Here is an 18,332-nt window from a genome sequence, read left to right as displayed (position 1 = left end):
CCTTATTTGACGGCCAGCAGGGAGCGGAAGCCGCCGCTGCGCACCACCAGGATGAGCACGGGGGCACCGATCAGCGCCAGGATCACCCCGTTGGGCAGCTCGAACGGCTGGATCAGCCAGCGCGCCAGGATGTCGGCACCGAGCAGAAACAGCACCCCGAACAGGGCGGAGAAGCGCACCTGAATGGCGAGGCGCACCGGCTCCACCAGGCGGGCGCAGTAGGCGGCGAGAAAACCGACGAAGCCGATGGGGCCGGCGATGGCGATGGCGCAGGCGGTAAACAGGGTGGCGGCCAAGAGCACGCCGATGCGCACCCGGGTCGGCCGGATGCCGAGCGCCAGCGCCTGGTTGTCACCCATCTGCATCAGGGTGAGCTGGCGGCAGAGCGCCAGGGTCAGCAGCAGGCCGAGCAGGGCAAAGGGCATCACGGTGAGCACCGCATCGAGATCCGAGGCGGCCAGCGACCCCAGATTCCAGAAGCGGAACTGCTCCAGCACTACCTGGTTGGAGAGTAGCAGGAAGTTGGAGAGGCCGCCGAAGGTGGCGGAGAGGGCTACCCCCACCAGGATGAGCTTGAGGGGGTTGGAGCGCCCCACCATCAGGCCGAGGCCCAGCACGATGAGGTTGCCGAGCAGGGCCCCCATGCCGGACCAGAGCAGGTAACCGTAGGCGGATTCGACGCCAAAATAGGTGAGGCCAATCACCAGGGCGAACACGGCGCCGGCGTTGACCCCGAGCAGGCCGGGTTCGGCCAGCGGATTGCGGGTGGCGCTTTGCAGCATGGAGGCCGCCAGCGCCAGGGAGACGCCCACCACCAGGGCACACAGGGTGCGGGGCAGACGCAGGGTATGAACTATCATGGCGAGTTTTTCATCGGCCACGAGGGCGGGATCGCCCAGCAGAAAACCGGCGACCTCGCGGCCACCATAGACACCGGCGCCAGTGGCCAGTGACAGACAGATCAGCAGGAACAGGAGGATCACTCCCAGCCAGAACAGGTGTGTTTGGTGTCTCTGCACCCGGCTACTCCTTCATGTCGAGGCAATAACAGCAGAAAGAGGGGAGCCCTGACGGACTCCCCTGCGGGGCTTACAGCTTGTAATCCACGCCGGCGTAGACGGTACGACCTTCCAGAATGAAGTCGGCGTCGGTGGCGACCTGGTCACGCTTGGTGTTGGTGAGGTTGGTGATGCCCAGCTTGAAGTCGAGCGCCGGGGTGACCTTCCACTTGGTGTTGACGTCCAGGGTCTGGTAGCTGTCGGACTTGAGCGCCTGGGAGTTGTGCATCGGCACCTTGATGAACTGGCTGCCCACGTACTGCCAGGCCAGGTTGGTGCTGACGATCTCGGTGGCTTGCCAATCCAGGCTCAGGTTGCCGGTGTGATCCGGGGTCTTGGCCAGATCGTCGCCGGTGCTCTTGTCTTCGGAGTCCAGCATGGTCCAGTTGCCGGTCAGCTTGACGTCGTCCATCACATCGACCCAGCCGGTCAGCTCCAGCCCCTTGACCCGAGCCTTCTTGACGTTGAGGTAGGTCATCACGCTCGGACGATAGCCCGGGCCCCACTGATCGCTCTGGATCAGATCCTCGATGTCGTTGTGGAAGCCGGTGAGGCCGGCGCCAAAGCGCTCTGCCTCATAGGCGGTGCCCAGCTCGTAGCTGACGGCGGTTTCCGGTTTCAGATCCGGGTTGCCGACTACCTTGCAGGCGCCGCGGCAGGCGGTGGTGGCGAAGCCTTCGCTGGACTGGGCCAGGGTCGGGGCCTTGAACGCCTTGCCGGCGCCGCCCTTGATCACCCACTCGTCGCTCAGCTTGTAGAGTGCATAGGCACGCGGGCTGAACTCGTTGCCATAGGTTTCGTGGTGATCCAGACGACCGGAGAGGGTCAGCGCCAGATCGCCAAAGCCGAACTCGTCTTGCAGGTAGAGGGCGCTTTGGCTCGCATCCACGCTGCCGTTGGTGATGCTGCGGCTGTGTTCCAGCTCGGTTTTGCGGAATTCCGCGCCGGAAGTCAGCAGGTGATCCCCGAGGTAGCCGCTCAGCTGGCCGTCGACCGTGTGGTTGGTCTGGGTGACGTCGGCCGAGCCGCCGTTGAGCTGGGAGTCATCCATCAGATCGGTCTGCTCGAAGTAGTAGCGGGCCCGGCTGTCGAAGTGCTCCCAACGGCCGTTGTGGGTGACCCCCAGGCTCAGGCGATCGAGTTTTTGCACGTTGTGCGGAGTGGCCGGGGCGGTGGGGGCGCGCGGCACGTTGTTGAAGTAGCTGTCCATGTCGTTCTGGTTGTAGCCCAGATCGAACTCCACATCCTGGTTATCGCTGACCAGCCACTTCAGGCTGGAGAGCATGTTGACCACTTCCCGTTTCTCCAGCGCATCGGCGTCCTTGTTGTTGGACTGATCGCTGTGCCAGCGGTCGCGCTGATAGCCTTCCACCACCAGGCTGCCGAGCAGCTTGTTGTCGATCAGGGCGCCGGAGACGAAGGCGTTGCCACGGTTGGCATCACCGCCATCACCCTTGGTGGGCATGGTGTGGGTGTAGCCGAAGGCGGCCTCGGTCTGCTCCTTGGCCTGGCGCAGGATCACGTTGACCACGCCACCGAGGGCGTCGGCGCCATAGAGGGAGGAGACGGGACCGCGGATCACCTCGATGCGCTCGATGGCAGCCATGGGGATGGAGCTCAAGTCGAAGTCATTGCCAAACGAGCTGCCCAGGGTCTCGCGGGCGTTGACCCGCTTGCCGTTGATCAGCAGCAGGGTGTAGTCGCCGCCCATGCCGCGGATCTTGATCTCGTTGCGGCCGGTGGGGTTGGTGCCGATGACGTTGACGCCGGGCACGTGCTTGAGCGCTTCGCCGATGTTGTTGGCGTTCATCTTGTCCAGATCGGCGCGGGTCACCACGGAGACGCTGGCCGGCGCGGAGAGCTCGGTGTGCTTGGTCTGGGTGGCGGTGACCACCAGGGTCTCGTTGGCTTTGGGCGCTTCGGCCTGGGCCAGGCCCGGCAGGGCGATAAGACCGAGGGAGAGCAGGATGGGGTTCAGGCGAAAGACGCCGGGCTGCAACTGCATAGTCAAAACTCCATGAATAAAACAGAGGTTATGGGGTCCGGCTCTGGGACCGGTGGCTCACTGACTTCCTTGTCTGGCGGGGCCAGACTCGGGGTTATTGTTGTTCCTTGTCTGTGCCAGCCCCTTGAGCAGGAGCCAGACACCGCCGCAGGCCAGCAGACCGCAGCCGATATTGATCCAGGCGAGCCCAGCAAAGCCGTGCAGGGCGCCGCTCTGATCCGACACCAGCACCCTGGCCGAGAGCAGGCTGCCAAGCCCGGCCGCCACATTGGTGACCGTGCCCTGAAAAGACATGAAGGCGGCGCGCTGATGAGGGGCCGGGATGGATGCGGTGATGGCGAGGGTCGAACTGGATCGGGCCGAGCTCAGCGCCATGAAGAGGGTGAACAGCAGGTAGACGGGCACGCCGACCGGCATGGCGAAACCGAGCAAAGTGATCAGCGTCAGCAGCAGGCTGGTGATCAGAATGGCGGCCTGGGCACGGCCCTGATCAATCCAGCCACCGCACAGCCGCATGGTGGCCATGCTGGCGAGGCCGCCGCACAGATAGAGGGCGGCGATCTGCTCGCGCGGGAAGGCGAGGTTGAACTGGAAGTAGTTGGCAAAGTGCGGGATCAGCAGAAAGTGGCCGAACATCTGCAAACAGAGGATGAACAGGGCCCCCTGGCAGAGCGGCGATCCCAGCAACTGGCGCAGACCGCTGCCGTGAGGGGCACGGCTGACCGGCAGCGAAGGCAGCAGGGTGGCGCAGAGCAGGGCCAGCAGCAGGCCGCAGACACCAAACAGCAGGAAGGGGCTCTGCCAGCCAAACCACTGGGCCAGCACCAGGGCGATGGGCACCACCAAAATGGCGGCCAGGGAGAACGCCATGCCCACGTAGGCGAGGCGGCGGCCCCGCTCGGCGGGCGGCACCAGATCCAGCACGGCCGCCATCAAGATGGCGGCGAGCGGCCCGGCCACACAGCCGGACAGGACGAACAGCACCAGCAGTTGCTGGCTGTTTTGCACCAGGGCGCAGGCCATCAGCAGCAGAAAACGCAGGGTGAGCAGTACCAGCAGGGCGGGCTTGCGATTGACCCGATCGAGCCAGGGGGCGGCGATGAGGCCCATCAGGGCGGCCCCCAAGGTGGCGCCGCCGCTGAAGTAGCCGGTCTGCTCCGGCTGCATGCCGAGGCTGATGACCAGATCCGGCCCGAGCGGCATCACCATCATCATGCTGCCCATGGAGAGCATGTTGACCAGCAGGGCAAGGTGGATGGCGGCGGGGGTGGTGGTCACTGGCTTCATCGACGGCAAGCTCGAAAAAATGAGACCGAATTGTATCCGAGCGATTTTTTCGTGACAACAAATGGTAATCATTTTTATTTGTGTTATTTGATCTATCTCCGCTCTTTTCATCGAAAAATGAAGGACCTGACCTGCACGGCGTTCACCGCTCACGGGCAAAATCATTGAAAAGCGAGCGGGATGGCCCATGATGACCAGGTGATGATCAGGCCGATGACGTGAAGGGTCGCAGAGTGGGACGGGAGGAGAAGATGAGAAGATGGCACGGGTTTGGACTCTGGCTGCTGTGGGGGCTCTGGTGCCTGCCGCTGCGGGCCGAAGTGAAGGTGATCCCGGTATTCGAGACGCAGGCGGCGGTGCAGACCCTCAAGGATCTCTATCCAGAGCTGGGGGTGAGCGCCATGGGCAACCAGCTGGTGCTGAGCGGCAGCGCTGCCCAGCTGCAGGAGGCCGAAGCGGCGCTGGCCAAATTCAACCAGCCGCCCCAGAGCCTGCTCATTGAGTGGCGGGTGGATGGCGCTTCCAGCGGCCAGCAGGCCGGTGTGGGGCTGGGCCGGGATGCGGCCAAGCGGCAGTGGTTGCTGGAGGGCAATGCCCAGCAGTATCAGCGCAGCCAGAACGACAGCTGGCAGGTACGCGGCCTGTCGGGTCGACCCGTGCTATTGCAGATGGGCACCTATCAGCCGGTCACCTTCTATCAGTGGCGCGGTGGCCAGGTGGTGGGGCTGATGCCGTTGGTGAACGGCCTCTATGCCACCGCCACCCTGATTGGCGACAGGGTACAGATAGCGCTCAGCAGCGAGCAGGCCAGGCTGGAGCAGGGCACCATCAACCGGGGGCAGAGTGCCACCGAGGTGAGCGGTGCCCCCGGTCAGTGGTTGACGGTGGGGGAGCTATCCACCAGCGCGGCGCAGCAGGGCAGCAGCCTGGGTACCCAGTTGCAGGGGGGCAGTGGCAGTCAGAGCGATCGCCAGACCCTGCAGATCCGGGTCACGCGCCAGTGAGCCGACTCGCCCTTCAGTGGGGTTGATCCACCGCGTATTCACGCAACTGGCGGCTGCGCAGCAGATACCAGAGTGACCAGAGGGTGGCGACCAGCACCAGGGCGGTGGGCCAGCTGAACGACCACTTCTGCAGATTGAGGCTGTGCAGTTGCATCAGCAGGCCACTGATGGCAGAGCAGAGCAGCAGCAAGGGGCTGTGGCGCCTGAGCTTGGCCCGGAGGCTGTGGGTCTGCTGATAGGTGCCGCCGCAGGCGAGCAGCGCCAGTATGGCGGGCACGTCGGTCAGCAGGCTGATGTAGAGGGTGAGCCGGTCCGGGTAGAAGAGGGTCAGGATGGCGCTGCCGCTCTCGCGGGTGACGCCGGCCATCAGAAACAGCCAGACCGAGCGGGTCAGCAAGAGGGCGATGGGCCAGAACCAGAGCGGGGGACGCAGCTGGCCGTGATCGTCATATCTGTGTTCGGGGTAGAGGGTCATGGTTGCCCGGGTTCGTCTGTGCAAAGGATGAAGGGGATATGGGGCGATGAGGCGCCCTTTGCAAGGCGGGGCAGGGAGCGGGAATTAATCGGGGGGCCAGGCCCCCCCAATCCGCGACTCTTTATTTGTCAGACAGCAGCGTTACAGCCAGCCTTTTCGCTTGAAGAAGAGACCGGTGCCGAGCGATGACATCACCATCAGTACTAGGGAGAGGGGATAGCCGTACTCCCAGGCGAGCTCCGGCATGCGACCAAAGTTCATGCCGTAGATGCTGGCGATAAGGGTTGGCGGCAGAAAGATGACAGCTGCCACCGAGAAGATCTTGATCACCTTGTTCTGCTCCAGGTTGGTCACCCCCATGGAGGCCTCCAGCTGGAAGTTGATCTTGTCGAACAGGAACTGGGTGTGGGGCAGCAGGGACTCCACGTCGTGCAGCATCTCGTCGATCCACTTGTTCTGCTCGCCCGTCATGCGCTGGCGCAGGCTGCGTTTCAAGAAGCGCAGGGCGCGACGGGTATCGTGCAGGGAGAGACGGATCTGGCCGTTGGCCTCTTCCTGGGCCATCAACTCCTTGAGCATGGGATTGATCTGGTCCGGCTCGAAGATCTGATCAGCGGTGTTTTCCAGGGTCTTGTAGCCATCCTCGATAAGATCGGAGAGGTACTCCACTTTCAGGTTCTGCACCTCCAGCAGGATGTCGAGGGCGTCTTCCACCTCCAGCCGGTCCTGGCGCATGTAGTGGCGCAGCAGGCGCACCAGGCCGATGTCATCCTCGCGGATGCTGATCAGCAAATTGTTGCGCAGGGTAAAGGAGACGTGCACACCCTTGGTGTCACGGCCGATCCGCTGGGGAAACAGGGAGTGAATGTGCAGACCGTCGGTATCCCAGTAGAAACGGGCGGATGCTTCGATGTCATCGAGCTCCTCCTTGTCGGGCACCTCTTCCAGAAACAGGCCCGTCAACCATTCTCGTTCCGCCGTGTCCGGCTTGTAGGCATCCAGCCAGACGGTGTTGTCAGGCACTATGTCGTCAGGCCCGAGCGTGACTATGTCCAGTACCTTGTTATTGAGAATGTAGGCGGTGATCATCTGTCCCCCCTTAAGAAGTCATGGGTAATCAGGGATGGTTGCACAGGTCATGCGGCCTTAGAGCGCGTAGAAAGCGATCCCGTGGACAAGCTGAACGGGCCGATGGAAAACCTGAATGCGGCGAACTATACAGGGGCGGGCCGCGCTTGTCAGGGCCTATTCATCGGAGGTTCAGCCTGTTCGCTCAAAAAAACAGCGAGGTCGGAGCAGCCGCGCCGACCTCGAAACGGGCGATCCCGGCGTCGCCTCCTTTATTCAACCTGATAGGCGGGAGGGCTTGGGTTCACCGGCCGGGATGGCGGGCTCCCGAGCGCCCTGCGACAGCCCCCGGCCGCGCGTCTTTCATCACATACATTGCAATAGTTGGGGCCGTAGCCGCCCTGCGGTGTGCATCCTTGCTGTCTGCACAGGTCTGCACAGGTCTGCACAGGTCTGCATGGGCCGGCCTGTTACATATTGGGATAGTTGGGGCCGCAGCCGCCTTGCGGCGGCGTCCAGACGATGTTCTGGCTCGGATCCTTGATGTCGCAGGTCTTGCAGTGGATGCAGTTGGCCGCGTTGATCTGCAGGCGGGGCTGGCTCTCCGAACCCAGGATCTCGAACACCCCGGCCGGGCAGTAGCGCTGGGCCGGTTCGGCCCAGGTGGGCAGGTTGACCGCCACCGGGATCGTCTCATCCTGCAGCTTCAGGTGGCAGGGCTGATCCTCGTCGTGGCTGGTATTGGCGAGATAGACGGACGAGAGCTTGTCGAAGCTGAGCTTGCCATCCGGCTTGGGATAGTCGATGGGCTGGCAGCGGCTGGCCATGCGCAGCTGGCGGTAGTCCGGCTCCTTGTCCAGCAGGGTGAACGGCGAGGAGCGAGCAAACAACCGCTGCTCCAGCCAGTTGAAGGCGCCACCGAGCCAGGGGCCCCAGCGGTGCAGGGCGGCGCCGAAGTTGCGCGCCGTTTTGAGCTCATGGGCCAGCCAGCTCTGTTGCAGCGCATCGCCGTATTCGGCCAGATCCCGGCCCCCTTCATCGCCACCGCGCAGACTCATGGCAACTGTCTTGGCCGCCAGCATGCCGGACTTCATGGCGGTGTGGATCCCCTTGATGCGGGAGAAGTCGAGGGTGCCGGCATCGCAACCGATGAGCAGGCCGCCGGGAAAGTGCATGCGGGGCAGGGAGTGCCAGCCCCCCTTGGCGATGGCGCGGGCGCCGTAACTGATGCGCTCGCCCCCCTGCAATGCCGCGGCGATGAGCGGGTGATGCTTGAGGCGCTGAAACTCGTCAAACGGGCTGAGCCAGGGGTTGCGGTAGTTGAGATCGACAATCAGCCCGACCGCCACCTGATCCTGCTCCAGATGATAGAGATAGAAGCCGCCCTGGCTCTTGTCCTCCTTCCCCTCGGAGAGCGGCCAGCCGCTGCCGTGCAGCACCTGGCCTGGTTTGCCCTGACCGGGGGGGAGCTGCCACAGCTCCTTGAAGCCGATGGCGTAGTGCTGCGGCTGGGCAGCGCTTTCCAGCTGAAAGTCGGCGATCAGCTGTTTGCCAAGATGACCACGAGCCCCTTCGGCAAACAGGGTGTAGCGACCGAGCAGCGCCATGCCGGGTACGTGATCCGCTTTCGGATTGCCCGCCCGATCCAGCCCGAGATCGCCGGTGATCACACCCTTGACCCGTCCCGCTTCCATGATGAGTTCGCTTGCGGTAAAACCCGGGTATATTTCGACTCCCAGCTGCTCGGCCTGCTGACCGAGCCAGCGACAGAGGTTGCCGAGGCTGATGATGCGGCTGCCCTCGTTGTGCATGCGCGGCGGCACCGCCCAGTTGGGCAGTTGCAGGGCGCGGCTGTCGCTTTGCAGCAGGTGCACCTGATCGTCGTTGACCTCGACCCCGAGCGGGGCCTGTTGCCAGCTCTCTGGCAGCAGCTCCTTGAGGGCGACGGGATCCAGCAGGGCGCCGGAGAGCAGATGGGCGCCGATCTCCGCTCCCTTTTCCAGCAGGCAGACCGACAGCTCGGCATTGTGCTGCTTGAGGGCGATGGCGGCACTGAGTCCCGCCGGGCCGCCACCGACGATGACGACATCAAATTCCATTGCTTCGCGTTCCATCTTGCCTCTGTGCTCGACTTGGCCTAGGGTAGTGCTGGTAGTTTACGTAAACGTAAAGTAAATGTAAGCAAAAAATGTGAGGGTTTTCATGGATTCACTCAACAGAAGCGAGGGATGCGCGTCATGAAGCTGCTGGTCGCGGTCAAGCGGGTGCTGGATTACAACGTCAAGGTCCGGGTCAAGAGCGATGGCTCGGACGTGGAGCTGGCCAACGTCAAGATGGGGATCAACCCGTTTTGTGAAATTGCGGTGGAAGAGGGCGTCAGGCTGCGCGAAGCCGGCGTGGCGAGCGAGCTGGTGGTGGTGACCTTCGGCCCCGAGGCGGCGGCCGAACAACTGCGTCACGCCCTGGCGCTGGGAGCGGATCGGGCCCGTCATTATGTGACCGGCGAGACCCTGACCCCGCTCACCGTGGCGCGCGCCCTGCAACAGGTATGCGAGCAGGAAAAGCCCGATCTGGTGCTGCTCGGCAAGCAGTCCATCGATTCCGACAACAACCAGGTGGGCCAGATGCTCGCCGCCCTCAATGACTGGCCGCTCGCCACCTTCGCCTCCGCCATCAAGCTGGTGGAGGGGGAATTGCAGGTGACCCGCGAGATTGACGGCGGCCTCGAGACCCTCGGCATGGCGCTGCCGGCGGTGGTGACCGTGGATCTGCGCCTCAACGAGCCGCGCTTTGCCTCGCTCCCCAACATCATGAAGGCCAAGCGCAAGCCACTCGAGAGCGCGCCTTTCGCCGACCTCGGTGTCGAGCCGGCCGGCCAGACCCGGCTGCTCGGGGTGATGGCTCCTGCTGCCCGCAGCGCCGGCATCATGGTGAGCTCGGTGGACGAGCTGCTGGACAAACTCAAGCACGAAGCGAAGGTACTCTGATGCTGCCAGCAATCAACAGAACCCCGCCCGCCGGCAGCAAGCTCGGGGGCGTGATGGGCACACAGGCAGGGACATCAACGGACGATAACAAGGGGCAGTCATGAGCGTATTGATCATTGCCGAACATCATCAGGGCCAGTTGGCCGACAACGTGGCCCGTCTGGTCACCGCTGGGGGCCAGCTGGGCGGCGAGGTGCATCTGCTGTTGCTGGGGCAGGGGCTGACCGAGGCGGGCGAACAGGCCGCCGCCCTGCAGGGGGTGAATCGTGTGCTGCTGGCCGAGCACCCCATCCTGGCGGAGGGGCTGAGCGACGGGGTCGATCCGCTGCTGGCCCATATCGCGCGGGATTATCAGCACTGTCTGATGGCCGCCAGCACCCAGGGCAAGGATCTGCTGCCGCGGGTGGCGGCCAGGCTCGGGGTGGAGATGCTCTCCGAGGTGACCGGCATCGAAGGGGCCGACACCTTCCTGCGTCCCATCTATGCGGGCAACGCCATCGCCCGGGTGGCGAGCAGCGCCCCCATCAAGGTGCTCACCATCCGGCCTACCGCCTTCGCCAAGGCGGCGAGCGGCGGCCAGGCAGAGGTAGAGCGGTTGCCGGTGAGCGAGGTGACTTGCCGTACCCGCCTCATCGAGCGGCGCGCCGTGCGCTCCGCCAGACCTGAGCTCGCGGCGGCGCGGGTGGTGGTCTCCGGCGGGCGGGCGCTGGGCTCCAAGGCGCAGTTTGCCCTGATCGAGGCGCTGGCCGACAAGCTGGGCGGCGCGGTGGGCGCGTCGCGGGCGGCGGTGGATGCGGGCTTTGTCGCCAACGATCTGCAGGTGGGTCAGACCGGCAAGGTGGTGGCCCCCGAGCTCTACATCGCGGTCGGCATCTCGGGTGCCATTCAGCATCTGGCGGGGATGAAAGAGTCCAAGGTGATCGTCGCCATCAACAAGGACAGCGAGGCCCCCATCTTCCAGGTGGCCGACTACGGGCTGGTGGGGGATCTCTTCACCTTGCTGCCGGAGCTCACCGCCAAGCTGTAACCTGGTGAAAAAAGGGGGCCTGGGGCATTGAGCCCCGGCAGACGCCCATTTCCACGCATGTTCTCTGCAAGCCCTGACCCGTTCAGGGCTCTTTTCTGCCAAGAGCACTGGCGGCGGGTCGGCAAAAGGTTGAGCCAGCTCCCAAAAAGCCTTTGATCCGGGGGCTGCACTTGTGTAAAACCAGACAAGTCCCCGATCACACTCATCCACTCACGGAAAGCGTCATGAGCAAACAGATTTACAACTTCTGCGCTGGCCCCGCCATGTTGCCGGTCGAAGTCATGGAGCGCGCCCAGCGCGAATTTTGTAATTTCCAGGGGCTGGGAGCCTCGGTCATGGAGCTCTCCCACCGCGGCAAGCCCTACATGGCGGTCGCCGAGAAGGCCGAAGCGGATCTGCGCGAACTGCTGGCGGTGCCGGACAACTACAAGGTGCTGTTCATGCACGGCGGCGGCCGCGGCCAGTTCTCCGCGGTGCCCATGAACCTGCTGGGAGGCGTCAACAAAAAGGCCGACTTCCTGCTGACCGGGGTCTGGTCCCAGAGCGCGGTGGATGAGGCCAAAAAGTATGGCGACATCCAGACCTTCCAGGGTGTTGCCAAGAACGAGCAGGGGATCTCCCACCTGCTGCCGACCCCGGCGTTTCGCGCCGATGCGGCCTATGTGCACTACTGCCCGAACGAAACCATCGATGGCATCGAGATGTTCGACATCCCGGCCACCGGCGAGGTGCCGCTGGTGGCGGATCTCTCCTCCACCATTCTCTCCCGTCCCATCGACGTGAGCCGTTTTGGCATCATCTATGCCGGCGCGCAGAAAAACATTGGCCCCTCTGGGCTGGCCATCGCCATCGTGCGCGACGATCTGCTGAATCAGGCCCGCGCCGATGTGCCGTCGATCTTTGACTACCAGCTCACCGCCAAGAACGACTCCATGTTCAACACCCCGCCCACCTACGCCTGGTATCTGGCCGGGCTGGTGTTCGAGTGGCTGAAAGAACAGGGCGGCCTCGAGGCGATGGAAGCGCGCAACAAGGCGAAGGCCGATTTCCTCTATGGCTATCTCGATCAGTCCAGCTTCTATGGCAACCAGGTGGATGCCAGCTGCCGTTCGCGGATGAACATCCCGTTCCAGCTGAAAAATGCCGAGCTGGACAAGCTGTTCCTGGCCGAATCGGAAGCCGCCGGCCTGCTGGCGCTCAAGGGACACCGCATCGTCGGCGGCATGCGCGCCAGCCTCTACAACGCCATGCCGCTGGAAGGGGTGAAGGCGCTGGTCAGCTTTATGGACGGTTTTGCCAAGCGCCACGGCTGAGGCGTTATTCCCCGATTGCCGACGCCGGGGACTCCCCGGCGTCTGTTTTTTCCCTGATGCCGGACCGGCCGTCCCCGCGGCCCGCTTTTGTGCCACGTGCAGTCTTGCCGAGCAGGGCGCGGGCTGCTAACGTCCGGTCAGGTCATTTTTTTGAGATCGTACAGGAAGTCTATGAATTCGTTGCGTTTGGAACCCATTTCTCGTGTGGCCGGTGAGGTCAATCTGCCCGGCTCCAAGAGCGTGTCCAACCGGGCCCTGCTGCTGGCAGCCCTGGCCCGTGGCACCACCCGGCTCACCAACCTGCTCGACAGTGATGACATTCGTCACATGCTGGCGGCGCTGACCCAGCTCGGGGTCAAGTACAAGCTCTCCGCCGACAAGACCGAGTGCACCGTGCACGGTCTGGGCCGCAGTTTTGCGGTGAAGGAGCCGGTCAATCTGTTCCTCGGCAACGCTGGCACCGCCATGCGACCGCTGTGTGCCGCCCTGTGTCTGGGCTCCGGCGAATACACCCTGGGCGGGGAACCGCGCATGGAAGAGCGTCCCATCGGCCATCTGGTGGATGCCCTGCGCGAAGCGGGCGCCCATATCCAGTACCTGAAGAAAGACGGCTATCCGCCGCTGGTGGTGGATGCCAAGGGGCTGTGGGGCGGCGATGTCCATGTCGACGGCTCCGTCTCCAGCCAGTTCCTGACGGCGTTTTTGATGGCGGCGCCGATGGCGGCGGGCGATACCCGCATCCATATCAAGGGGGAGCTGGTCTCCAAGCCCTACATCGACATCACCCTGCACATCATGAAGCAGTTCGGGGTGGTCATCGAGCACGACAACTACAAGCTGTTCTACATCAAGGGCAACCAGAGCTACGTCAGCCCGGGTGACTTCCTGGTGGAAGGGGATGCCTCCAGCGCCTCCTACTTCCTCGCGGCGGGCGCCATCAAGGGCAAGGTGCGGGTCACCGGCATCGGCAAGCACAGCATTCAGGGCGACATCCACTTCGCCGACGTGCTGGAGAAGATGGGCGCCCGCATCACCTGGGGCGATGACTTCATCGAGGCGGAGCAGGCGCCGCTGCACGGCATCGACATGGACATGAACCACATCCCCGATGCGGCCATGACCATCGCCGTGGCAGCGCTGTTCGCCGAGGGGCCCACCTCCATTCGCAACATCTACAACTGGCGGGTGAAGGAGACTGATCGCCTGCACGCCATGGCGACCGAGCTGCGCAAGCTGGGCGTCGAGGTGGAGGAGGGGCGTGACTTCATCACCGTCACCCCGCCAGCGCAGCTCAAGCATGCGGCCATCGATACCTACAACGACCACCGCATCGCCATGTGCTTCTCGCTGGTGGCGCTGTCCGATACTGCCGTCACCATCAATGATCCGGGTTGTACCTCCAAGACCTTCCCGGACTACTTCGACAAGCTGGCCAGCATCAGCCAGCGTGCATGAGTCAACCAGGCCCGCCTCGCTGCGGGCCTGTTTCTTTGGGCTGTCCCGCTCTGCTACCCCCCTCTCTTCATCCTCGCCTAGCAGCATTATTCAAACTTGCAAGGTAGGTTAAGAAAATTCCTTATTCGATAATGTAATTTTCTATTTACACCGCTGCTTGTGCGGGCTAGATTGAAGTTTCTTTATCGCAGTCATCTAGCAGGAAGCCTTATCATGCAGCATCAAACCGACGACGTTCGTATTAGTGAAATCAAAGAGTTATTACCCCCGGTTGCGGTGCTTGAGAAGTTTCCGGCCACCGAGGTCGCATCCAATACCGTCTTTGAATCCCGTCAGGCCATCCATCAGATCCTGGCCGGTGAAGATCAGCGCCTGCTGGTGGTGATCGGCCCCTGTTCCATTCACGACCCGGCCGCCGCGCTGGAGTACGGCAAGCGCCTCAAGGTGCTGCGTGACGAACTCAAGGGCCAGCTGGAGATAGTGATGCGGGTCTATTTCGAGAAGCCGCGCACCACGGTGGGCTGGAAGGGGCTGATCAACGACCCTTACCTCGACAACAGCTGCCAGATCAACGATGGCCTGCGCATCGGTCGCAAGCTGCTGCTGGATCTCAACGACATGGGGCTGCCGACCGCCTCCGAGTTCCTCGACATGATCACCCCGCAATACGTGGCGGATCTGATGAGCTGGGGCGCCATCGGGGCCCGCACCACCGAATCCCAGGTGCACCGCGAGCTGGCCTCCGGTCTCTCCTGCCCGGTGGGCTTCAAGAACGGCACCGACGGCACCATCAAGGTGGCCATCGATGCCATCGGCGCCGCCAGCGCGCCGCACCACTTCCTGTCGGTGACCAAATATGGCCACTCCGCCATCGTCGCGACCCGGGGCAATCCGGACTGTCACATCATCCTGCGCGGCGGCCGTGAGCCAAACTACAGCGCCGCCCACGTGGACGAAGTGGTGAAGGGGCTGGACAAGGCCGGTCTGCCGCAGAAGGTGATGATCGACTTCAGCCACGCCAACAGCAGCAAGCAGTTCAAGAACCAGATGCTGGTGGCCGAGGACGTGGCCGGTCAGCTGCGCGCCGGCAGCAAGGCGGTGTTCGGCGTCATGGTGGAGAGCCACCTGGTGGAGGGTCGTCAGGATCTGGTGGAAGGGTGCGAACTCACCTTCGGTCAGAGCATCACAGATGCTTGCATCGGCTGGGCCGACACCGAGACCCTGCTGCGCAATCTGGCCGATGCGGTGGCCACCCGCAACGCAGGCTAATTTCGGGCAGGCTGCGCCACGTGGCGCGCCTGAGCTACGACACACAAAACAAAAGCGCGACCCTGGGTCGCGCTTTTTTATTGGCCGCTGCGGGCGGCAGGCATGATCACCAGCGGTAGGTCTTGAGCAGCTGCTCGAGCTTGCGGCACTGCTCCACCAGCTGGACGCTGGCGAGATTGGCGGCGTGGGCCTGGCCCAGGGTGTCGTTGGAGGTGTTGCGAATGTCGCTCACCGAGCCGTCCACCTCGCTGCAGACCCTGTCCTGCTCCTCGGCGGACTGCGCCATCTGGGCATTGAGATCGTTGATGCTGCTGATGCGGCCGATGATGTTCTGCATGGCGGCCAGGGTCGCCTCTGTCTTGTGGATGCTCTCGTCCGCCTTGGCCTTGGCATCCCCGATCACCGATACCGCGCTCTGGGCCTCGTTCTGCAGGGCGGCGATCATCTGGGAGATCTCCTCGCTGGCGGCGCGGCTGCGGTTGGAGAGGGCGCGCACCTCGTCGGCCACCACCGCAAAGCCGCGGCCCTGCTCGCCGGCCCGGGCCGCCTCGATGGCGGCGTTAAGAGCCAGCAGGTTGGTCTGATCCGCGATCCCCTTGATCACCTCCAGCACCCCGTCGACCGCCAGGCAGCGGTTGTCGAGCTGCTGGATCACCTTGTCGACCCGCTCGATCTCAGCCGACATCTCGCCCATGTCGTTGATGGAGTGCTGGGCGAGGCGACTGGTGTTGGCCGCATCCTGGTTGGTGAGGGCGGAGAGCTCGGCGCTCTTGCGGGCGTGTTCGCGCACCTCGTGAGAGCTGGCGGCCAGCTCGCTCACGGCGGCGGCCACCTGTACCGTCATGCTCTCCTGCTGACGGGCCGAGCCTTCGGTCTGGGTCGCCACCTGGCGGATCTGGTTGGACTCCTGATAGAGCTGGTGGGTGGCGCTCTCCACCTCCTGCAGGCTGTGGCGAAACCCCTGCACCATGGCACTGACGGCACGGGTCATCTCGCCCAGCTCATCCCGGTTGGGGTTTTCCAGGGGGAGGGAGAGGTCCCTCTCCTTGGCCATGCGGGTCATGGCCAGCTGCAGGTGGCGTACCGGTCGCTTGATGTAGCGCTGCAGCACCCAGCCCAGCAGGCCGAAGCCCAGCCCAAACACCGCCACCAGGCTGCCGCTCAGGATCAGGTTGTTGCGATGGATCTCGCCAAAGGTGTGGCTGAGATCGTAACTGATGCGCACCGCCCCCATGACGGTGCCTTCCGCCACCTGGTGGCAGGTGGTGCACTGGGTACCGCGATACTCCTTGTAGGCTTTGAAGGGCTTGATCAGGGTGAGCTGGTTGCCCTGCTGCTCGAGAATGGTCTCGCCCTGGTTGATGGCGCGCTCGTCCAGCTTGTCTTCAATCTGCTGATCCGGGTGGCCTGGGCCGAACAGGCTGGTCACTGCCGGGGCGCGGATCAGGCGGGCCTCGACGATGCCGGCCTCGCTCTTGAGCTTGGTCTGCACGATCTGGCGATTGGCGATGGCCCCCGTCATCATCAGCACGTTGAGCTGATCCATGTAGGTGTTGGCGGCGCTCTCCACCTTTTCACCTGCCAGCCGGATGGCGAGATCCCGTTGCAGCCAGGCGGAAAGCTCGAAGCTGAGGGCGAAGGTGCAGCCGATGACCAGGGCGAGGGGGAGAAAGATTTTCCAGTTCAGAGACAGATTTTGCATCGTTGGCAGGTCCATGCGCAGGTGAGCGATCGTCAATGGTTGATGACTCTCCCCGCGTTTGCTCATCAGAACGGGGGAGATGGTTCTCTATCGGCTCACCCTACCTCATCTTGAGTAAATTAACTGTTAACTGGATCCATGATAGAGGTTAATGGTGCGTAGCAAACGAGGGCTGTTCGTCATTGAGTTGATCCAGCACAAATTTGGCATTTATTGATAGTGGTTATCATTTGCATTATTTCACTCGATAGCCTGCCTGCGATGACACCACTGCTGACCCCGACCATGACAGGTCTTGCCACCCCGGATCCCCTCAAGTTCGCCTTTGGCGCCAAGACCTCGGCCCACGCCAGTCGCGGCGGCGTGCGTCCGTTCACCCTCGACCATGCCGACTGGCAAGCCTGGTGGCGCCGCGAGAGCGAGGCGGACGAGCGGGCGCTCTATATCCATATCCCGTTTTGCCGCAAGCGCTGCAGCTTCTGCAATTTCTTTGAAAATGGTGCCAACCCGGCCCGCATCACCCGTTATGTCAACGCGCTCTGCGGCGCGCTTGCCCGGGCCGCCGAGACACCGTTTGTCCAGAGCCGCCCCTTCTCGGCCGTCTATGTGGGGGGCGGCACACCGACGGACATGAGCGCCGACGAGCTGGCGATGCTGGCCGCCGCCATCCGTCGTTTTCCCCTGACCCCGGATGCGGAGGTGACCCTGGAGGGGCGCCTCAATGGCTTTGATGATGCCAAGTGGCACAGTGCGCTGGCGGGCGGCTTCAACCGCTTCTCGTTCGGGGTGCAGAGCTTTGATACCGAGGTACGCCAGGCGGCGGCTCGCTTCGACGACCGGGAGACTCTGCTGACCCGGCTGGGGGAGCTGACCCGTCACGACGACGCGGTGATCGTGGCCGATCTCATCTTCGGCCTGCCGGGCCAGGATGATGCGGTGTGGCGTCAGGACATCGCGGATGTGATGGCGAGCGGGGTGCACGGAGTGGATCTCTATCAGCTCATCGCCATGGCCGGCACCCATCTGGCCCGTGCCGAGGCGAAGGGCAAGCTCGGCTGGGCCGCCGACGGCCAGCAGAGGGCCACCATGTATGCCTATGGCGCCCAGACGCTGGAGCAGGGGGGTTGGCAGCGGCTCTCCTGCAGCCACTGGCGGCGCGGCGAGGCCGAGCAGAGCCGCTACAACCAGATGGCCAAGCGCGGCGCCGAGATCCTCCCCTTCGGGGCCGGGGCTGGCGGCAACGTGCATGGGCACGGCCTCATGTATGGCCGGGATCTGGCGCTCTGGCACGAGGCGCTGGCGGCGGATCTGCGGGCCCCCGGCATGGTGATGGGGCGCAATCCCAATGGCCGCCTTGATGATCTGCTGCGCGGTGCGCTCGACAGCGGCTGGCTAGCGCTGGCCCGTTTGCCGACGTCGCTGCGGGCACATCTGCAACCCTTGTTCGAGGCCTGGCAGCAGCACGGGCTGGCGACGCTGAGCGAGGATCGGCTCGAGCTCACCCTGGCGGGGCGCTTCTGGAACGTCAATCTGCAGGCCGGGCTGTTTGAATACTTGCAGCTCAACCCGCTGGCGGGGTCGGGTACGGCGCCAGCCGATCCGGCGCAGGCGGTGCGCCATTCGCTGGTGTGAGTGCGCTGGCCGAGCGGGCCTGACAAAGAGAGGATGATAAACAAGGGGGC

The 18,332-nt window shown here is 63.7% G+C and carries 14 protein-coding genes; 7 read left to right on the top strand and 7 right to left on the bottom strand.

The genetic code is table 11. From position 1 onward, the window contains the following. Window positions 1–2: 2 nt before the first annotated feature. From ACB033_RS09435 to ACB033_RS09425, 3 genes are all read right to left on the bottom strand, one after another. A complete protein-coding gene (locus ACB033_RS09435; protein WP_042050569.1) occupies window positions 3–1,019 on the bottom strand; it encodes an amonabactin ABC transporter permease subunit 2 in 1,017 nt (338 codons plus the stop codon). Between the two features lie 70 nt (window positions 1,020–1,089). After that, on the bottom strand, window positions 1,090–3,063 hold the full coding sequence (locus tag ACB033_RS09430) for a siderophore amonabactin TonB-dependent receptor (RefSeq protein WP_139724765.1): 1,974 nt from the start codon (window positions 3,061–3,063) through the stop codon (window positions 1,090–1,092). Window positions 3,064–3,120: 57 nt separating this feature from the next. Continuing rightward, window positions 3,121–4,350, bottom strand: coding sequence for a siderophore amonabactin export MFS transporter (locus ACB033_RS09425; RefSeq protein WP_162519830.1), 1,230 nt, complete (start codon window positions 4,348–4,350; stop codon window positions 3,121–3,123). Window positions 4,351–4,601: 251 nt separating this feature from the next. Between ACB033_RS09425 and ACB033_RS09420 the strand changes: the two genes are divergently transcribed. Beyond that, a complete protein-coding gene (locus ACB033_RS09420) occupies window positions 4,602–5,354 on the top strand; it encodes a hypothetical protein (RefSeq protein ID WP_139724769.1) in 753 nt (250 codons plus the stop codon). A 13-nt stretch (window positions 5,355–5,367) separates the two neighbouring features. Here ACB033_RS09420 and ACB033_RS09415 read toward each other — a convergent pair whose 3' ends face one another. The 3 genes from ACB033_RS09415 to ACB033_RS09405 all read right to left on the bottom strand — a co-directional run bounded on the left by ACB033_RS09415 (window position 5,368) and on the right by ACB033_RS09405 (window position 9,011). Further along, on the bottom strand, window positions 5,368–5,829 hold the full coding sequence (locus ACB033_RS09415; RefSeq protein ID WP_162519831.1) for a DUF2919 domain-containing protein: 462 nt from the start codon (window positions 5,827–5,829) through the stop codon (window positions 5,368–5,370). 141 nt (window positions 5,830–5,970) lie between these two features. Further along, window positions 5,971–6,918, bottom strand: a complete 948-nt coding sequence (gene corA, locus ACB033_RS09410; RefSeq protein ID WP_005301617.1) for a magnesium/cobalt transporter CorA — start codon at window positions 6,916–6,918, stop codon at window positions 5,971–5,973. A 449-nt stretch (window positions 6,919–7,367) separates the two neighbouring features. Next, window positions 7,368–9,011, bottom strand: a complete 1,644-nt coding sequence (locus ACB033_RS09405; RefSeq protein WP_139724773.1) for an electron transfer flavoprotein-ubiquinone oxidoreductase — start codon at window positions 9,009–9,011, stop codon at window positions 7,368–7,370. A gap of 123 nt (window positions 9,012–9,134) precedes the next feature. Here ACB033_RS09405 and ACB033_RS09400 point away from each other — a divergent pair, with 123 nt between their 5' ends. The 5 genes from ACB033_RS09400 to aroG all read left to right on the top strand — a co-directional run bounded on the left by ACB033_RS09400 (window position 9,135) and on the right by aroG (window position 14,948). Continuing rightward, on the top strand, window positions 9,135–9,884 hold the full coding sequence (locus ACB033_RS09400; RefSeq protein WP_162513062.1) for an electron transfer flavoprotein subunit beta/FixA family protein: 750 nt from the start codon (window positions 9,135–9,137) through the stop codon (window positions 9,882–9,884). Window positions 9,885–9,984: 100 nt separating this feature from the next. Further along, complete coding sequence (locus tag ACB033_RS09395) at window positions 9,985–10,911, top strand: electron transfer flavoprotein subunit alpha/FixB family protein (RefSeq protein WP_139724775.1); 927 nt, start codon at window positions 9,985–9,987, stop codon at window positions 10,909–10,911. 224 nt (window positions 10,912–11,135) lie between these two features. Further along, window positions 11,136–12,224 carry a 3-phosphoserine/phosphohydroxythreonine transaminase gene (gene serC, locus ACB033_RS09390; RefSeq protein ID WP_139724777.1) on the top strand — a complete coding sequence of 363 codons (1,089 nt, stop codon included), beginning with the start codon at window positions 11,136–11,138 and terminating at the stop codon, window positions 12,222–12,224. A gap of 171 nt (window positions 12,225–12,395) precedes the next feature. Then, on the top strand, window positions 12,396–13,679 hold the full coding sequence (gene aroA / locus ACB033_RS09385) for a 3-phosphoshikimate 1-carboxyvinyltransferase (RefSeq protein WP_010633771.1): 1,284 nt from the start codon (window positions 12,396–12,398) through the stop codon (window positions 13,677–13,679). 213 nt (window positions 13,680–13,892) lie between these two features. Then, window positions 13,893–14,948 carry a 3-deoxy-7-phosphoheptulonate synthase AroG gene (aroG, locus tag ACB033_RS09380; RefSeq protein WP_017765809.1) on the top strand — a complete coding sequence of 352 codons (1,056 nt, stop codon included), beginning with the start codon at window positions 13,893–13,895 and terminating at the stop codon, window positions 14,946–14,948. A gap of 106 nt (window positions 14,949–15,054) precedes the next feature. Here the strand turns inward: aroG and ACB033_RS09375 are convergent, their stop codons facing one another. Next, the gene (locus tag ACB033_RS09375; protein WP_005301603.1) at window positions 15,055–16,650 is read right to left on the bottom strand and encodes a methyl-accepting chemotaxis protein; all 1,596 of its coding nucleotides are present in this window, start codon (window positions 16,648–16,650) and stop codon (window positions 15,055–15,057) included. Between the two features lie 261 nt (window positions 16,651–16,911). On the opposite strand from ACB033_RS09375, the gene hutW reads away from it, so the two are divergent. Continuing rightward, window positions 16,912–18,282 carry a heme anaerobic degradation radical SAM methyltransferase ChuW/HutW gene (hutW, locus tag ACB033_RS09370; RefSeq protein ID WP_162519832.1) on the top strand — a complete coding sequence of 457 codons (1,371 nt, stop codon included), beginning with the start codon at window positions 16,912–16,914 and terminating at the stop codon, window positions 18,280–18,282. The last annotated feature ends 50 nt before the right edge of the window (window positions 18,283–18,332 follow it).

It is taken from the genome of Aeromonas sp. S15(2024), from assembly GCF_041402265.1.
Taxonomy (GTDB): Bacteria; Pseudomonadota; Gammaproteobacteria; order Enterobacterales; family Aeromonadaceae; genus Aeromonas; species Aeromonas dhakensis.
This window is presented reverse-complemented; position numbering and strand designations above follow the sequence as displayed.

Coding starts and splice junctions, on each gene's coding strand:
- ACB033_RS09430 (WP_139724765.1), bottom strand. CDS start 3,063: ATGCAGTTGCAGCCCGGCGTCTTTCGCCTGAACCCCATCCTGCTCTCC.
- ACB033_RS09425 (WP_162519830.1), bottom strand. CDS start 4,350: ATGAAGCCAGTGACCACCACCCCCGCCGCCATCCACCTTGCCCTGCTG.
- ACB033_RS09420 (WP_139724769.1), top strand. CDS start 4,602: ATGAGAAGATGGCACGGGTTTGGACTCTGGCTGCTGTGGGGGCTCTGG.
- ACB033_RS09415 (WP_162519831.1), bottom strand. CDS start 5,829: ATGACCCTCTACCCCGAACACAGATATGACGATCACGGCCAGCTGCGT.
- corA (WP_005301617.1), bottom strand. CDS start 6,918: ATGATCACCGCCTACATTCTCAATAACAAGGTACTGGACATAGTCACG.
- ACB033_RS09405 (WP_139724773.1), bottom strand. CDS start 9,011: ATGGAACGCGAAGCAATGGAATTTGATGTCGTCATCGTCGGTGGCGGC.
- ACB033_RS09400 (WP_162513062.1), top strand. CDS start 9,135: ATGAAGCTGCTGGTCGCGGTCAAGCGGGTGCTGGATTACAACGTCAAG.
- ACB033_RS09395 (WP_139724775.1), top strand. CDS start 9,985: ATGAGCGTATTGATCATTGCCGAACATCATCAGGGCCAGTTGGCCGAC.
- serC (WP_139724777.1), top strand. CDS start 11,136: ATGAGCAAACAGATTTACAACTTCTGCGCTGGCCCCGCCATGTTGCCG.
- aroA (WP_010633771.1), top strand. CDS start 12,396: ATGAATTCGTTGCGTTTGGAACCCATTTCTCGTGTGGCCGGTGAGGTC.
- aroG (WP_017765809.1), top strand. CDS start 13,893: ATGCAGCATCAAACCGACGACGTTCGTATTAGTGAAATCAAAGAGTTA.
- ACB033_RS09375 (WP_005301603.1), bottom strand. CDS start 16,650: ATGCAAAATCTGTCTCTGAACTGGAAAATCTTTCTCCCCCTCGCCCTG.
- hutW (WP_162519832.1), top strand. CDS start 16,912: ATGACACCACTGCTGACCCCGACCATGACAGGTCTTGCCACCCCGGAT.